The following is a 13,700-nucleotide window of genomic DNA, read 5'->3' on the forward strand; positions in this document are numbered from 1 at the left end:
GACCGGCTCCGAGAGCCGGCGGGCGGCCCGGCGGCCGGAGCGCCCCGCTCGCCCGGGCCCCGGCCATGGGGCGTCCGCCGGGGCCGCGAACCGGCTTGACCTGGACCGCACTCCAGCTCCTAGCGTCCCCGCCATGAACACACCGCACCACGCGCCGCAGGACCTCATCCACCGGCAGCGCCCGCTCGGCTCCGGTTTCGGCGCCGCCGACACCGCCGACGACGTCCTCGCGGGCGTCGATCTGACCGGCCGGACCGCCCTGGTCACCGGCGGCGCCTCGGGCCTCGGCCTGGAGGCGACGCGGGCCCTCGCCCGGGCCGGGGCCCGCGTCCTCGTCGCCGTCCGCCGGCCCGCCCCGGCGGAGGCGGCCGTACGCGCGGCGCTCCCGGCGGATTCGCACGCCTCCGTCACCGTCCACGCGCTCGACCTCGCCGACCCCGCCTCCGTCCGCGACTTCGCCGACGGCTTCCTCGCCACCGGCCGCGCCCTCGACCTCCTCCTCGCCAACGCCGGCGTCATGGCCTGCCCGGAGACGCGCACCGCCGCCGGCTGGGAGCTCCACTTCGCCGTCAACCACCTGGGCCACCACGCCCTCGTCAACCGCCTCCGCCCGGCCCTGAACCCGGCCGGGTCGCGGGTGGTGACGGTCGCCTCCTCCGGACACTTCCTCTCCCGCATCCGCTGGCACGACCCCCACTTCCGTACGGGCTACGACCGGTGGCTCGCCTACGCCCAGTCCAAGACGGCCAACGCCCTGTTCGCCCTGCACCTCGACGCCCTGGGCGCCGACGACGGCCTGCGGGCCTACTCCGTCCACCCCGGCAGCATCCTCACGCCCCTCCAGCGGCACGTCCCGCGCGCCGAGCAGATCGCCCAGGGCTGGACGGACGCGGACGGCAACCCGGCGGCGGGCTTCAAGTCCCCGGCCCAGGGCGCCGCGACGGCCGTCTGGGCGGCCACCTCGCCGCTCCTGGCCGGGCACGGCGGGGTGTACTGCCAGGATTGCGACATCGCCGGCCCCGCCACCACCGACGACATGCTCGTCGGAGGCGTCAAGCCGTGGGCGGCCGACCCCGGGGCGGCGGCCCGCCTCTGGGACCTCTCCGCCCGGCTCACCGGCCTGGACGCCTTCGCCTGACCTCGAAAGGATCCCGAACGGCCCGAAGGGCATTAGGCATACACGGCTCCCAGGCGGTAGAAGTGGACGGCCCACAGAAGGGAAACCCATGGGATCGACGCCGTGTTCGACCTGCAACGGGACCGGGTACGTCACCATCGGCGGCCTGACCAGCTCGTGCCCCGACTGCGACGGTACCGGGCGCATTGAACACACCCAGGAGTGATCGCGATGTGCCACAAGTGCTTCGGAGTGGGATTCATCGACGAGCATCTGCAGGGCGGCACGAAACTGGTGCACCCGTGCCCCGCGTGCAACAAGGGCGAGTCGGACAGCACCCGCGAGCCGCGCAGGCTGCCCGGATGGATCAAGCGCCTCCCCCGCGCGGACGCTCCCGTGCCGGGCGAGCCGGGTAAGCCGGGCAAGTAGGCGGGAGAGAACGGGAGAAGCCCCGTCCGACGGCCGGACGGGGCCCTTCCGTGTCCGCGGCCGACGCTCCGGCACGCGGCGCGGTGCGCTGTCTGCCGGGAGGCCGGGAACTGGAGTGCGGTCCAGGTGGGGTTAGGCTGCGGCGCCATGGACACGAGTGCGGGAGACACGAGTGCGGGGCATACGGGGACGGGGCACGCGAGGGCTGGTCATGCGAGGGCGGGCGGCCTCTGCATAGGCGAGGCCGTGCGGGCGACCGGGATGAGCGTGGACACGCTGCGGTTCTTCGAGCGCGAGGGCCTGCTGCTGCGCCCGGTCCCGCGCAACGCGGCGGGCCGGCGGGTATACGAACAGGCGGACGTGGACTGGCTGTTGCTCGTCGGCCGGCTCCGGGCGTCGGGCATGCCGGTGGCGACCGTCGGGCGCTTCGCGGAACTGGTGCGGTCGGGGCCCGGGAACGAGGCGCTGCGGCTGGAGCTGCTCCGGAAGCACGAGCGAACGGTACGCGCGAGGATCGCCGCCCTCGGCGCGGATCTGGAGATCATCCGGGACAAGGTGGCGGTCTACGAGCGGCACGTGCGCGAGGGGACGGCCGCCGGGCTGTGGGCGCCGGCCCCTTCCGCGCCCGGCGATGCCCCGTAAACCCTGTTTCGGCGGCGGTCGGGGCCGCGCGGGCTCCTGCCGCCTCTCCCCTCTTCCCGGTGCGGTTCCGCACCCGCCGAAGGGCCGGACGGGCCCGCGCCCGTCCGGCCTCCGCCTTCTCCCGGCCCGCCGGCCTTTCCGCTCCCCGCGCTATGAGAACACCACTCCCGTCGCATGAGACACACCGTCCCCGCCACTCCCGCCGCATGAGACCCGCCGGCCTGGGTAGCAGCCCGTTCACCGCGGACGGCGTGCCTCCTCATCGGCACCGCGCGGCACCCCCACAGGGAAATGGTGAAAGGAGTGGTGACCGTGTTGATGGCTCACCCCGCTGTCCTGGCGAATCTCGTGGAGCAGTACACGGCGCTCGACCTGCTGCACGCGGAGTCGGGTGATCCGGAGGCGCGGCAGCGGCTGGACGACGTCGCCTACCTCCTCTGCCTGGCCACGGGCACCAACGACGTGGACGCGGCACTGATCGCCGCCCGCTACCGGCTGCCGGGCGCCCGGGTCCAGGACGATTCCCTGCTTGCCGCGAACGAATGAGCACGCATACGGCCCGGCCGTCGGCCGGACGCCGTGTGAACGTCCGGCGAAGGGGTAACCGGAGGGCTCGGAAAGCGAGCACTCGCCCAGCACGGAAACACGCAGGGAGGACACACCATGGCCACGGGTGAAACCGGATTCAGCGACGTCGTCTTCGATCTCGTCTCGGTGCAGTACCACTCTCTCAAGGCGGGTCACGACTACGGGCAGTACGTCCGCGACGCCGAGAACGCCGGCAAGAAGGAGATCGCGGAGTTCTTCCGCTCGGTCATGGCCGAGGACTCGCGCCGCGCGGCCGAGTGTCACCGGTTCCTCAAGGAGCTGTCGGGGACGAAGGACGCGGGCCCGGCCGCCGACTGAGCGGGCCGGATCACCGTCGGAGGGGGGCCGTTCCGTCCGGTGCGGCCCCCCTCCTCCCGTCCGTCCCGGGCACTTCACGGCGACAGCCGGCGACACACGGAATCTCCGGCACGAATCGGGGGAACACGCGGCCGGAATTCCGGCCGGATTGCGTAAACCCCCGGCCGGGGGTTGGCTGGAAGCGGCGGTTCCACACGCGTACGGCCGCCGGTCGGAACGCGGAGCGCTCGGGAATCCGGGCCCGTTCCAGGCGCCGCCCCCGTCGCGTTTCCGGCCCGGCGCCCGGCCGAAACGCAGCGCGAAACGCGAGAAGCGAAATGCGAAACGAGTGCGGAGGAACCGCCGTCGATATGACCGCCCCGGAAGCCCTGCCCGTTCTGACGTCCCTCGACGACCTGGTCGCCATGGTCGAGCGCGGGAAGAACCTGTTCGTGCGGTGGTCGCGGGGGCCCGGCACGGATCTGGGCGCCGCCTCCAGCACCGACGACCTCACCGGTATCAGCCTGCCCGGCCTGTCCGTCAACGCCCTCGGCATCGAACCGTGGTGGGGCGACCGCCCGCTGCGGCTCTGGGTCGCCCGGCGCCTCTACGACTACTGCCACCTGCGCCGCGACAAGGGCCCCGGAGTGCGGCCCTGGGTGCTCGACGGCCGGGAGATCGGCCGGGGGCCCGACAACGAACCGCTGGTCCGGGACGTACGGCCGCTCGCCTGGATCGACACGGAAGTGATCGACGAGGCGGAGGTCGAGGTCGTCCGCCAGCGCGGGCCCTGGGGGCCGCTCCGCCGGTCGGCCGACGGCGAACCGGCGGGGTGAACGGGACCGAAGGACTGAAGGGGACCGACAGGCCGACCGGGAACGACAGGCCAACCGGGACCGAAAAGCAACGGGCCCAGAGGGGCGCGGGGAGGACCCCGCGCCCCTCTCTCGGTCCTCCAGTTCTCAGACCTCCAGCAGCTCCCGCATCACCGCCGCCGACCGGACGGCCGCGTCACCGCAGCAGTTGTTGAACAACACGTGCACCTGCTCGGCCTCCCCGGCCAGCCGCAGGATCCTCTCCCGCCAGGGCACCAGTTCCTCGGCGGTGTAGGAGTGCCGGTACGCGTCCTCCTTACTGCCGGTACGCCACGCGGCCGACCGCCCGTGGAAGCGCACCACCGCCAGCTCGGGCCGGGTGACGGCGGCCACCGGCGGGATGGCGTCCGGCACGTCCTGAGCGGTGTCCACGGCCACCAGCGACATCCCGTGCGCCCGCAGCACGTCCAGCGTCCGCTCCCGCTCCCCCGGGGCGAGCCAGCCGGGGTGCCGGAACTCGACGGCCAGCGGCAGCCGGCCCGCGCGCCGCCGGCACTCGGCCAGGAACGCGTGCCCCCGCTCCCCTGCCCGCACCCACGGCGGAAACTGCAGCAGCACCGCCCCCAGCCGTCCTGCGTCCCACAGCGGGCGCAGGGCGCCGGTGAAGCGCTGCCACAGCTCGTCCACCACGCCGCGCGGCAGCCGGGAGGGGGTCAGCCGGCGCTGCGGGGGCCCGGGCGGGCGGAGGTCGGGCGGCAGCGCGCCGGCGCGGGCGGAGTGGCCGGTCAGGGTGGCGAACGCCTTGACGTCGAAGACGAAGCCGGGCGGGGTGCGGTCGGCCCAGAGCTTGCAGTTGCGGGTGCTGGGCAGCCCGTAGTACGTCGCGTCGACCTCCACGACGGGGAACCGGGCGGCGTAGTGCCGCAGCCGCTCCTCGGGGTCGTCGCGCGCGGCCGGCGGGTACCAGCCGCTGCCCCGCAGGGCGGGATCGGTCCAGGAGCAGGTGCCGACGAGGTACTTTTCCATGCGGGGGCGGTTACCCCGTCGCGGCGTGGGTCCGCACCGCCCGGTCCGCGCTTCCGCCGGTGCGGTTGAACTGCCGTCGGCCGGTTATCCGTTGGTGCGTGACGACGACGGAGAAAAGCACGGAGGGGGCCGGCCCGGACCCCCGGGTGGAACGGCGGGCCCCGGACGAACCGACGCAGTTGCCCGCCCGCTCGTGGTGGTCGGTGCTGCGGCGGACGGCGAAGGAGTTCGTGGACGACGAACTGGCCGATCGCGCGGCCGGGTTGACGTACTACACGATGTTGTCCCTCTTCCCGGCGCTGCTGGTGCTGGTGTCGCTGCTGGGCGTCGTCGGGAAGTCGGCGACGGAGAAGCTGCTGGCGAACCTCGACCACCTGACGCCCGGCCCGGTGCAGGACATCCTCACCGGCGCGGTGCGCCAGGCGAGCGCGAGCGGTGGCGCCGGTTCCGTGCTGGCGGTGGCGGGCCTGCTGGGCGCGCTGTGGTCCGCCTCCGGCTATGTGGCGGCGTTCATCCGCGCCTCCAACGCCGTCTACGACATCAAGGAGGGGCGGCCGGTCTGGAAGGTGACGCCGTTGCGCCTCGCGGTGACCCTGGTGCTGATGCTGCTGGCGACGGTGAGCGCGCTGATCGTGGTGTTCACCGGTGGCATCGCGCGGCAGGCGGGCACCGCGCTGGGCGTCGGCGACGAGGCGCTGACGGTGTGGTCGGTGGCCAAGTGGCCCGTGCTCGTCCTGCTGGTGACGGTCATAATCGCGATGCTGTACTGGGCGGCGCCGAACGTGCGCGGGCGCGGCTTCCGCTGGGTGACGCCGGGCAGCCTGGTGGCCCTGGCGCTGTGGATGGCGGTCTCGGCGGGCTTCGCGCTGTACGTCGCGAACTTCGGCACCTACAACAAGGTGTACGGGACGTTCGCCGGTCTGATCGTCTTCCTGATGTGGCTGTGGTTCACCAATCTGGCGATCCTGCTGGGCCTGGAGTTCGACGCCGAGCTGAGCCGCGAGCGGGCGATCCTCGGCGGCCACCCGAAGGACGAGGAGCCGTACGTCCCGCCCCGGGACACCCGCGCCTGGCCGCCGGGCGACGACGGCGCGGCGTAAGGGCGGGCTCCGTCCGGGAGAACGCCCGGGGGCGCGAGGCTCGGGCCTCGCGCCCCCGACCGCTGTTTACCAGCTCCAGTAACCGTGCGAGATCCAGCCGGACACGCCCGTGGTCACGTCGTAGACCTTGTCCCACTGACCGTCGCCCGAGACGTCGCGGTGCGCGAGGCGGTGGTCGCTGTAGCACAGGCCGACGACCGAGCTGGCCGTGCTCGCGGCGGCGCGGATGCGTACGCCCTCGCCCCGGCAGTGCCCGTAGACGTCGTCGGCGTGCGCCGGCGCAGCCAGCGCGGCGCCGCCGAGCGTGGCGGCGGCCAGCAGGCCCGCCATGGCGGCGGCACGCTTGCCCGCGGCCTTCCCCCGGTTTTCGGAATTCACTTGCTGCTCCTTGCTGTCGGTACACCGGTTCACCGCTGGTCACGGGCCCGGCGAGAAGGAACGTATCAACGGATGATCTTGAAAAAGGCCCTGCGACGATTTCAGGACATGTCCATGATCAAACGGTGACATGATCGAACAGTGACAGTGCCGCGCCGCCCGGCACGCATGCCCGGCGGCCGGCCGGGCACCCGGTACCCGGGCCGGAGGATCACGGCCCGGCCGCCGTACACGGACGATCAAGCGGAGGACCACGCATGAGGGACAAGGACACCCCGGAGCACAAGACCGGCAAGCCCCGCACCGCCGCCGAGGAGGTCATCGAGGAGCTCGGCGAGATCACGGCCCGCCCGGACCGCCGGCACGAGCGGGACGCGGCCGACGGCATCACGCCCAGCACCGAGGCGCAGGAGTCCGTCCAGCGCGCCGGACGCGACCGCGGCGGGCAGCCGCGGAAGGGGCGCTGACCCCGCACCCGGAGGTAAGTACGCACTGAAAAGTGGGTACTTGGCCTGGCCCGCCGCCTCTCCGAGACTGACACCGCGGCCACCGCCAGGGTGGCCGCGGTGTCGGCGCGCGGGCGCGGAGAGGTGGCGGAACATGCCGGAGACAGGGCGGGGAACGGAAGCGGCGGCCGGGCGGCGGGAGGCCCGTTCCGTGGCGGTGCTCGGGCTCGGCAACATGGGCACGGCCCTGGCCGACGCCCTGCTGACGGCCGGCCACCGGGTGACGGTGTGGAACCGGACGGCCGCCAGGACCGCGGGCCCGGCGGAGCGCGGCGCGGCGGTGGCCGCGACCGTCGGGGCGGCGGCCGAAGCCGCGGACCTGGTGATCGTCTGCGTCCGCGACTACCCCGCCGTCGGGGAGCTGCTGGACCGGGCCGGGGCCGCCCTGAAGGGCCGGACCGTCCTCAACGTCACCAACGGCTCCCCCGCCGAGGGCCGGTCCATGGCCGGACGGGCGGCGGCCCTGGGCGCCGGCTACCTCGACTGCGGCGTCATGGCCGTGCCCGCGATGATCGGCTCCCCGGAGGCCCTGCTGCTGTGCAGTGGCTCCGAGGCGGCCTACGCGTCCTGGCGCGACGTCCTCGACGCCCTGGGCCGCGGCTCCTACCTGGGCGAGGACCCGGGCCTCGCCCCACTGGCCGACCTGGCCCTGCTGACCGGCATGTACGGCATGCTGGGCGGCTTCCTGCACGCGGCGGCGCTGGTGCGGTCCGCCGGGGCGTCAGTCGGGGAGTTCACCACGGACCAGCTGGTGCCGTGGCTGCGGGCCATCGCCGGGATCCTGCCGGGGATGGCGGCGCAGGTCGACAGCGGTGACTACACGGCCACCGGCTCCGACCTGTCCATACAGGTGTCGCACGACGCCATCGGGGACGTCAGCCGCGCCCAGGGCGTCGGCACAGAGCTGTTCGACCCGCTGCTCGCGCTCATGCGCCGCCGGGTGGCCGACGGCCACGGGAACGAGGACCTGGCGGGCGTCGTGGAGCTGCTGCACCGCCGCTGACCCGCCAGGAGCCCCGGCGTTTCCCCCGAGGAGCGCCGGGCAGCCGCACGGAGGAGACTGGAAGTGACGTCGCTGCGGGGCCGCGCGGGAGGAAGGAGCGCAGCATGTCCGACGACGCGATGGGTGACGAGGTCTATCAGCCGGTGCGTTCCGACACCCGGGACAACCCCGACGACCTGGACCTGGAGAACGCGCTCGACGGCGACGGCCTGGACGAGGTGCTCGACGAGGGCTGGTCGCCGCCGGAGAAGCCGCTGGCCGTGACCCACCACGGCACCACGGCCCGCGAGCAGCGCGAACGGGAGACGCTGGACCAGCGGCTCGCCGAGGAGGTGCCCGAGCCGGCCGTCCCCGACGGCGACGGCATCGGGGACGCGCCGCGCGACGGGGAACCGATCGACGAGGAGGCCGGCGACGAGCGCGCCGGGCGGCTCACCGGTACGGCGGACCTGATGCCGCCGCGCATGAACGACATCTACGCGCGGGACGTCGGCGTCAACGGCGGCGCCGCCTCCGCCGAGGAGGCGGCGATGCACGTGGTGCCCGAGGAACCCGTGGTGCCCCCGGAGGAGTTCGAGGGGTGACACACCGGCCGGCGCGGCCGTCAGACGCGGCGCCAGGAGTCGTCCTCCAGGTGTGACCCCGCCTGGGGCCCCATCCGCAGCATCCCGCCGTCCACACTCCACGACGCGCCGGTGACGTACCCCGCCTCGCTCCCGCAGAGGAACGCGATCACAGCGGCCACCTCCCGGGCGTCCCCGGGCCGTCCCGCCGGCACGCCTGGGCGGCGGACCTTCCGCACATCGACGTCCTCTTGGCCGGTCATGGGGGTGGCGATCTCGCCGGGCGCGACGGCGTTGACGGTGATGCCGTGTTCGGCGAGTTCCAGGGCCATGACCTGGGTGAGCAGGCCCAGCCCGCCCTTGGCCGCGCAGTAGGGGGCGGCGCCGACGCGCGGCTGGTGCTCGTGGACGCTGGTCACGTTGACGATCCGGCCGCCGTCGCCCTGCCGGATCATCCGCCGTGCGGCACGCTGGCCGCACAGGAACGGCCCGATGAGGTCGATGTCGAGCACCCGCCGGACGGTCTCCAGGTCGAGGTCGAGGTACGGCGTGACCGTGCCGGTTCCGGCGTTGTTGACGAGGACGTCGATCCGGCCCAGTTCGTCGGCGAGCGCGTCGACGGCGTCGGCGGCCTCGGGCAGCAGGGTGAGGTCCATCCGGGCCAGGGCGGCGCGCCGCCCGTGGGCGCGGACCTCCTCGGCGGTGCGTTCGGCGCCCGCCCGGTCGCTGTGCCAGGTGATGCCGACGTCCAGGCCCTGCCGGGCCAGGTGGACGGCCGTGGCGCGGCCGATGCCGGAGTCGGCACCGGTGACGACCGCGACGCGGGGGCCGGCCGGGTGGCTGCTCATCCGCGGACTCCTCTCGTACAGGTGCTTTCCGTACGGGCCCGCGGGCCGTGGCCGGGGCCCCGCGAGCGGGTACCCGACGGGCGGAGCCACACACGGGCGCCGGTTCGGATGCCCGCTCGGGCGCCGGCCCAGCTGCCGACTCGGGTACCGGAAGCACGCCGCGCGCGCCGCCGGGCCGGACCCGGGCCACGAGGGGCGGCGGGCCGGCCGCGACGGCGCGCGGCGATCGTTCCGAGCGGGTGCCCGGAGGGCTATTTCTTCTTGGTGACGGCCTCGGTCACGGCCGCCGGCGAGTCGTACTCCTTCGTGGGCATCGAGCTGAGCGCGTCCAGGGTGGACTTGTCCGCGCCCTTCTTCTTGGCGTGTTCGACGAGGGTTTCCTTGTCGGCGGGGTAGTGCATGCCGCCGAGGCTCTTCTGGAGCTCAATGGGGTTCGGCTTCGCTGTCATGGGCTCCGGGTACCCGTGGGGCGCCAGGGGATGAGCGGGCGCCGGGGAATCACCCGGACGGCCGTACTCCCGGAACCCCGCTGCGCCGTCCTCCGGCCCTCCGCATAAGGTGGCGATCATGGAAACGGAAGATCGGAATCCGCATACCCGGCCGGGCCCGTGGGAGCGCTTCCGGCGGTCCCCCTTCCTGCCGGCCACCGTGCTCGTCCTGATCATCTCGGCGGCGGCCGGCCTGTTCGCCGGTTCGTACACCTACGCCATGGCCAACCCCACCCCGCACCGCATCCCCACCGCCGTCACGGGGGTGCCGACCTCGGACGTCAAGCGGGTCGAGTTCGTCCAGGGCATGGAACGCGCCCTCGACGCGTCGCTCGAACTGCACCACTACGACACGTACGCCGAGGCCCGGCGGGCCGTCGAGGAGCAGAAGGTGTACGCGATCCTGCGGGCGCGGCCGCGCGGCGCGGCACTGGACGTCTCGGGCGCCTCCGGCGCCACCGTCGCCCAGCTGCTGAGCGAGACCGCGCCGAAGGTGGGGGACGCGATCGGGGTACGGGTCGCCGTCAAGGACATCAACCCACTGCAGGAAGGCGACCCGCGCGGGCTCGCCCTGTTCTACATCTCGCTCGCGGCCGTGATCCTCGGCTTCGTCGGCGCCATCCAGCTCAGCGTCCACGCCCGCTCCCTCAACCCGGCCGAGCGCGTCGCCTTCACCATCGCCTACTCGGCGCTCGGCAGCTTCGCCATCGCCGCCATCGTGGACTGGGGACTGGGCGCGCTGCGGCTGCCCTTCGGCGAGTCGTGGTTCATTCTCGGCCTGACCATGTTCACCAGCGGCATGTTCTTCACCATGTGCAACACCCTGTTCGGCCGGTGGGCGATGCTGCCGACGTGGGGCCTTATGGTGCTCCTGGGCAACCCGTCCTCCGGCGGCGCCGTCTCCTGGCCCCTCCTCCCTCCCCCCTCGCCGAGATCGGCCGCTGGCTCCCGCCCGGCGCCTCCGTCAACGCCCAGCACACGGCCGTGTACTTCCGCGGCCACCAGCAACTCTTCCCGTTCGCCGTGCTGGCCGTCTGGGCGGCGGTCTCCACGGCGGTCTTCTGGGTCTGGCGCCACCGCCACCCGGGCGGCCGCGAACTGGGCGACCGGCTCGTGGAGGCACCGCAGCCCTGACAGCCCTCAGGGGCGCCCCCAGGCGCCGTCCGCTGGAGCCGCAACCGGGAGTGGCCGCAGGGTGGCTTGTTTTGCGCCTGTACGGCCTCAGCGGAATGCCCTCAGGATTTCCCTCGCCTACCGGACGGCCGCCCTTGAGGGCCGTATCCGGTGATCAGCCGAGCCACCGAGAGGTACGAATGCGCAGCTTACGCAAGAGGATGACATCGGCCGCCGTCGTGGCCGCTGGGGTGCTGGCCGTTGGCGGGGTCGCCGCCCAGGCGCAGGCGTCGACGAGCGGAGTGCTGGATCAGGGAGAGACGCACCGGACGGTGTGGACCAGCGACGGGTCGGGAGAGATCCACGTCAGCTGGGAGTGGGCGAGTAACGGCAAGGGCAGTTACGACGGTCACTACTGGGGCAAGTTCTACGACCACAAGATGGACGGCAAGTACGTGGTTCTCCAGGCGAAGTGGGAGGGGCGAGGCTGGTTCACCGTTCAGTCGGCCCAAAACGGCGAAGGCTTCGACTCCCGGTTCCACGACCTCAGGGGCCTGAACTTCCGTGCGTGTCTGCAAGGTGGAGGCAAATGCGGGGCTGCCGCCTGGTAGGGACGCGCCGCCCGGGCTCGGGCGTCGTCCGGTGTCCGAACCCGGGGCTTCCCTGTCTCGTCCGGCCCCGGCCGCCTGACGCGGTCATGTGCGCGGCGACGCGACGCCCGCGGGGCGGGAGCACGAGGCGCCCCCACCCCGTCGTCCGGCGGGCCCGGCCGCGGCCGTCGGCGGGTCACGGCGGAAAGCGCGTCCGGTGTGCCCCCGGTGTGTGGCCGAAGGCCCGGCGGAAGACGTCGATGAAGGCGCTGCTCGACGCCCAGCCGCAGCGGTGGGCCACGGTGGAGACCGAGGCGCCCTCGGCCAGCAGGCGCAGGGCGTGGTGGAGCCGGACCTGGGTGCGCCATTGGGGGAAGCTCATGCCGAGTTCGGTGCGGAAGAGCCGGGTGAGGGTCCGTTCGCCGGCGCCGGAGGCCGCGCCGAGCTGGGCGAGGGTGCGGTGGTCGGCGGGGTCGGCGTGGAGGGCGGCGCAGACCGCGGACAGTCGGGGGTCCCGCGGGGCGGGGACGTGCAGGGGCTGTTCGTCGGAACGGCGGAGCCGGTCGAGCAGGACGGCGCGCAGCCGGAGGCGTTCCGGCGTGGGGTCGGCGGGCTGCTCGGTGTAGGCGAGGATCAGTTCCCGCAGCAGCGGGCCGACGCCGATGACGGCCGGCCGGTCGAGGGACAGCGGGTTGTCCTCCAGTGGCAGGCCGACCAGGTGGATCTCGGTGTCGCCGTACGCCCGGTGCTCGTGGACGGTGCCGGCCGGGATCCAGATGGCGCGGTTGCCGGGCGCGATCCAGCTGCCCGCGTCCGTCGTGACGGACAGGACGCCGCGGCCCGCGTAGACGATCTGGTGCTCGTCGTGCCGGTGGGCGTCGACCTCCGTCCCCGCGGGCAGGGGGCGGTGGCCGGTGGTCGCGCGCGGTGTGTGCCGGATGCGGGCCCGGTGCGCGTCCTCCTCGCCCTCCGGCGGTCTTGTCGTCGTCACCCCGGCCTCCCTCCTGGTCCAGACCTATTGACGAGTGTGGCGGGCGCTCCTACTTTCCCTGACACCCCACTCCCACCCCCCACTCAGGGAGCGAACGTGACCTCTCGGACCCTTGGGACGGTACGCCTGTCGGCCACCGTCCTGGCCCTGGCCTGCGCCCTGCAACTGCCCGCCGCCGCGTCCCCGTCCGGTGCCCCGGAGGAGGTGTGCGCCGTCAAGCCCAAGCCCGCGGGCAAGGTCCTCCAGGGCTACTGGGAGAACTGGGACGGCGCGGCCAACGGCGTCCATCCGCCGCTCGGCTGGATCCCGGTGACCGACGACCGGATCGGCGCCCACGGCTACAACGTGCTGAACGCGGCGTTCCCGGTGATCCTCTCCGACGGCACGGCGCTGTGGGAAGACGGGATGGACGCGACGGTGAAGGTGCCGAGCCCGGCGGAGATGTGCCGGGCGAAGGCGGCCGGGGCGACGGTGCTGCTGTCCATCGGCGGCGCGGCGGCCGGCATCGATCTCAACTCGTCCACTGTGGCCGACCGGTTCGTGGACACGGTGGTGCCGATCCTGAAGAAGTACAACTTCGACGGCATCGACATCGACATCGAGACGGGCCTCACGGGCGGCGGCGACATCACCAGCCCGTCCGCCTCGCAGGCCAACCTCATGCGGATCATCGACGGTGTGCTGGCCCGGATGCCCGACGGGTTCGGGCTGACGATGGCACCCGAGACGGCGTACGTGACCGGCGGCAGCGTGACGTACGGCTCCATCTGGGGCGCCTACCTGCCGATCGTGAAGAAGTACGCGGACAACGGCCGGCTCTGGTGGCTCAACATGCAGTACTACAACGGGAACATGTACGGCTGCTCCGGCGACTCCTACTCCGCCGGCACGGTCGAGGGGTTCACGGCGCAGACCGACTGCCTGGACCGGGGCCTGGTCGTGCAGGGCACCACCGTCAGGGTGCCCTACGACAAGCAGGTCCCCGGTCTGCCGGCGCAGCCGGGCGCCGGCGGCGGGTACATGGCGCCCGGTCAGGTGGCGCAGGCGTGGCGGAACTACGGCGGCCGACTGAAGGGGCTGATGACCTGGTCGGTCAACTGGGACGGGTCGAAGGGGTGGACGTTCGGCGACAACGTCAAGGCGCTGCAGGGCCGGTGAGCCGCCGCCCGGGCCCGGCCGCCATGCGAGGATCGCCGGCGTCCGGGC

At 73.3% G+C, this 13,700-nt stretch carries 17 protein-coding genes and 1 pseudogene; 13 read left to right on the forward strand and 5 right to left on the reverse strand.

The genetic code is table 11. The annotated features are described in order from the left end of the window. Positions 1–133 precede the first annotated feature (133 nt). The 6 genes from ACQEVS_RS01140 to ACQEVS_RS01165 all read left to right on the forward strand — a co-directional run bounded on the left by ACQEVS_RS01140 (position 134) and on the right by ACQEVS_RS01165 (position 3,909). Positions 134–1,138, forward strand: a complete 1,005-nt coding sequence (locus tag ACQEVS_RS01140) for an oxidoreductase (RefSeq protein WP_433013837.1) — start codon at positions 134–136, stop codon at positions 1,136–1,138. Between the two features lie 210 nt (positions 1,139–1,348). Continuing rightward, on the forward strand, positions 1,349–1,546 hold the full coding sequence (locus ACQEVS_RS01145; protein WP_433013840.1) for a hypothetical protein: 198 nt from the start codon (positions 1,349–1,351) through the stop codon (positions 1,544–1,546). Between the two features lie 147 nt (positions 1,547–1,693). Next, positions 1,694–2,188: a MerR family transcriptional regulator gene (locus ACQEVS_RS01150; RefSeq protein WP_433013843.1), complete on the forward strand. Its 495-nt coding sequence runs from the start codon at positions 1,694–1,696 to the stop codon at positions 2,186–2,188. Positions 2,189–2,500: 312 nt separating this feature from the next. Continuing rightward, positions 2,501–2,734 (forward strand): DUF5133 domain-containing protein, encoded by a 234-nt coding sequence (locus tag ACQEVS_RS01155; RefSeq protein WP_433013846.1) that lies wholly within the window; start codon positions 2,501–2,503, stop codon positions 2,732–2,734. Positions 2,735–2,851: 117 nt separating this feature from the next. Further along, positions 2,852–3,094 carry an acyl carrier protein gene (locus ACQEVS_RS01160; RefSeq protein WP_433013849.1) on the forward strand — a complete coding sequence of 81 codons (243 nt, stop codon included), beginning with the start codon at positions 2,852–2,854 and terminating at the stop codon, positions 3,092–3,094. A 350-nt stretch (positions 3,095–3,444) separates the two neighbouring features. Then, a complete protein-coding gene (locus tag ACQEVS_RS01165) occupies positions 3,445–3,909 on the forward strand; it encodes a DUF6098 family protein (RefSeq protein WP_433013852.1) in 465 nt (154 codons plus the stop codon). A gap of 126 nt (positions 3,910–4,035) precedes the next feature. Here the strand turns inward: ACQEVS_RS01165 and ACQEVS_RS01170 are convergent, their stop codons facing one another. After that, the gene (locus ACQEVS_RS01170) at positions 4,036–4,914 is read right to left on the reverse strand and encodes a DUF72 domain-containing protein (RefSeq protein WP_433013855.1); all 879 of its coding nucleotides are present in this window, start codon (positions 4,912–4,914) and stop codon (positions 4,036–4,038) included. 98 nt (positions 4,915–5,012) lie between these two features. On the opposite strand from ACQEVS_RS01170, the gene ACQEVS_RS01175 reads away from it, so the two are divergent. Next, positions 5,013–6,014: a YihY/virulence factor BrkB family protein gene (locus ACQEVS_RS01175; protein WP_433013858.1), complete on the forward strand. Its 1,002-nt coding sequence runs from the start codon at positions 5,013–5,015 to the stop codon at positions 6,012–6,014. 66 nt (positions 6,015–6,080) lie between these two features. On the opposite strand, the gene ACQEVS_RS01180 is transcribed toward ACQEVS_RS01175, so the two are convergent. Then, positions 6,081–6,392 (reverse strand): hypothetical protein, encoded by a 312-nt coding sequence (locus ACQEVS_RS01180; protein ID WP_433013861.1) that lies wholly within the window; start codon positions 6,390–6,392, stop codon positions 6,081–6,083. Between the two features lie 257 nt (positions 6,393–6,649). On the opposite strand from ACQEVS_RS01180, the gene ACQEVS_RS01185 reads away from it, so the two are divergent. The 3 genes from ACQEVS_RS01185 to ACQEVS_RS01195 all read left to right on the forward strand — a co-directional run bounded on the left by ACQEVS_RS01185 (position 6,650) and on the right by ACQEVS_RS01195 (position 8,485). Beyond that, positions 6,650–6,859, forward strand: coding sequence for a hypothetical protein (locus ACQEVS_RS01185; protein WP_433013864.1), 210 nt, complete (start codon positions 6,650–6,652; stop codon positions 6,857–6,859). Between the two features lie 133 nt (positions 6,860–6,992). Then, positions 6,993–7,901 carry an NAD(P)-dependent oxidoreductase gene (locus ACQEVS_RS01190; protein WP_433013867.1) on the forward strand — a complete coding sequence of 303 codons (909 nt, stop codon included), beginning with the start codon at positions 6,993–6,995 and terminating at the stop codon, positions 7,899–7,901. Positions 7,902–8,005: 104 nt separating this feature from the next. Continuing rightward, entirely contained in the window at positions 8,006–8,485 is a 480-nt protein-coding gene (locus tag ACQEVS_RS01195; RefSeq protein ID WP_398265573.1) for a DUF5709 domain-containing protein, read from the forward strand. 20 nt (positions 8,486–8,505) lie between these two features. Here the strand turns inward: ACQEVS_RS01195 and ACQEVS_RS01200 are convergent, their stop codons facing one another. Both ACQEVS_RS01200 and ACQEVS_RS01205 read right to left on the reverse strand, forming a co-directional pair. Next, entirely contained in the window at positions 8,506–9,312 is an 807-nt protein-coding gene (locus ACQEVS_RS01200; RefSeq protein WP_433013870.1) for an SDR family oxidoreductase, read from the reverse strand. 251 nt (positions 9,313–9,563) lie between these two features. Further along, a complete protein-coding gene (locus ACQEVS_RS01205; RefSeq protein ID WP_433013873.1) occupies positions 9,564–9,761 on the reverse strand; it encodes a DUF2795 domain-containing protein in 198 nt (65 codons plus the stop codon). A gap of 118 nt (positions 9,762–9,879) precedes the next feature. Between ACQEVS_RS01205 and ACQEVS_RS01210 the strand changes: the two are divergent. Both ACQEVS_RS01210 and ACQEVS_RS01215 read left to right on the forward strand, forming a co-directional pair. Then, positions 9,880–10,934 (forward strand): annotated as a pseudogene (locus ACQEVS_RS01210) (ABC transporter permease). A 200-nt stretch (positions 10,935–11,134) separates the two neighbouring features. Then, positions 11,135–11,524: a hypothetical protein gene (locus ACQEVS_RS01215; protein ID WP_433013876.1), complete on the forward strand. Its 390-nt coding sequence runs from the start codon at positions 11,135–11,137 to the stop codon at positions 11,522–11,524. 175 nt (positions 11,525–11,699) lie between these two features. Here ACQEVS_RS01215 and ACQEVS_RS01220 read toward each other — a convergent pair whose 3' ends face one another. Next, entirely contained in the window at positions 11,700–12,494 is a 795-nt protein-coding gene (locus ACQEVS_RS01220) for an AraC family transcriptional regulator (protein WP_433013879.1), read from the reverse strand. A gap of 96 nt (positions 12,495–12,590) precedes the next feature. Between ACQEVS_RS01220 and ACQEVS_RS01225 the strand changes: the two genes are divergently transcribed. Continuing rightward, positions 12,591–13,652 (forward strand): chitinase, encoded by a 1,062-nt coding sequence (locus ACQEVS_RS01225; protein ID WP_433013882.1) that lies wholly within the window; start codon positions 12,591–12,593, stop codon positions 13,650–13,652. Positions 13,653–13,700: the final 48 nt, after the last annotated feature.

It is taken from the genome of Streptomyces sp. CA-181903, assembly GCF_050937075.1.
Taxonomy (GTDB): domain Bacteria; phylum Actinomycetota; class Actinomycetes; order Streptomycetales; family Streptomycetaceae; genus Streptomyces.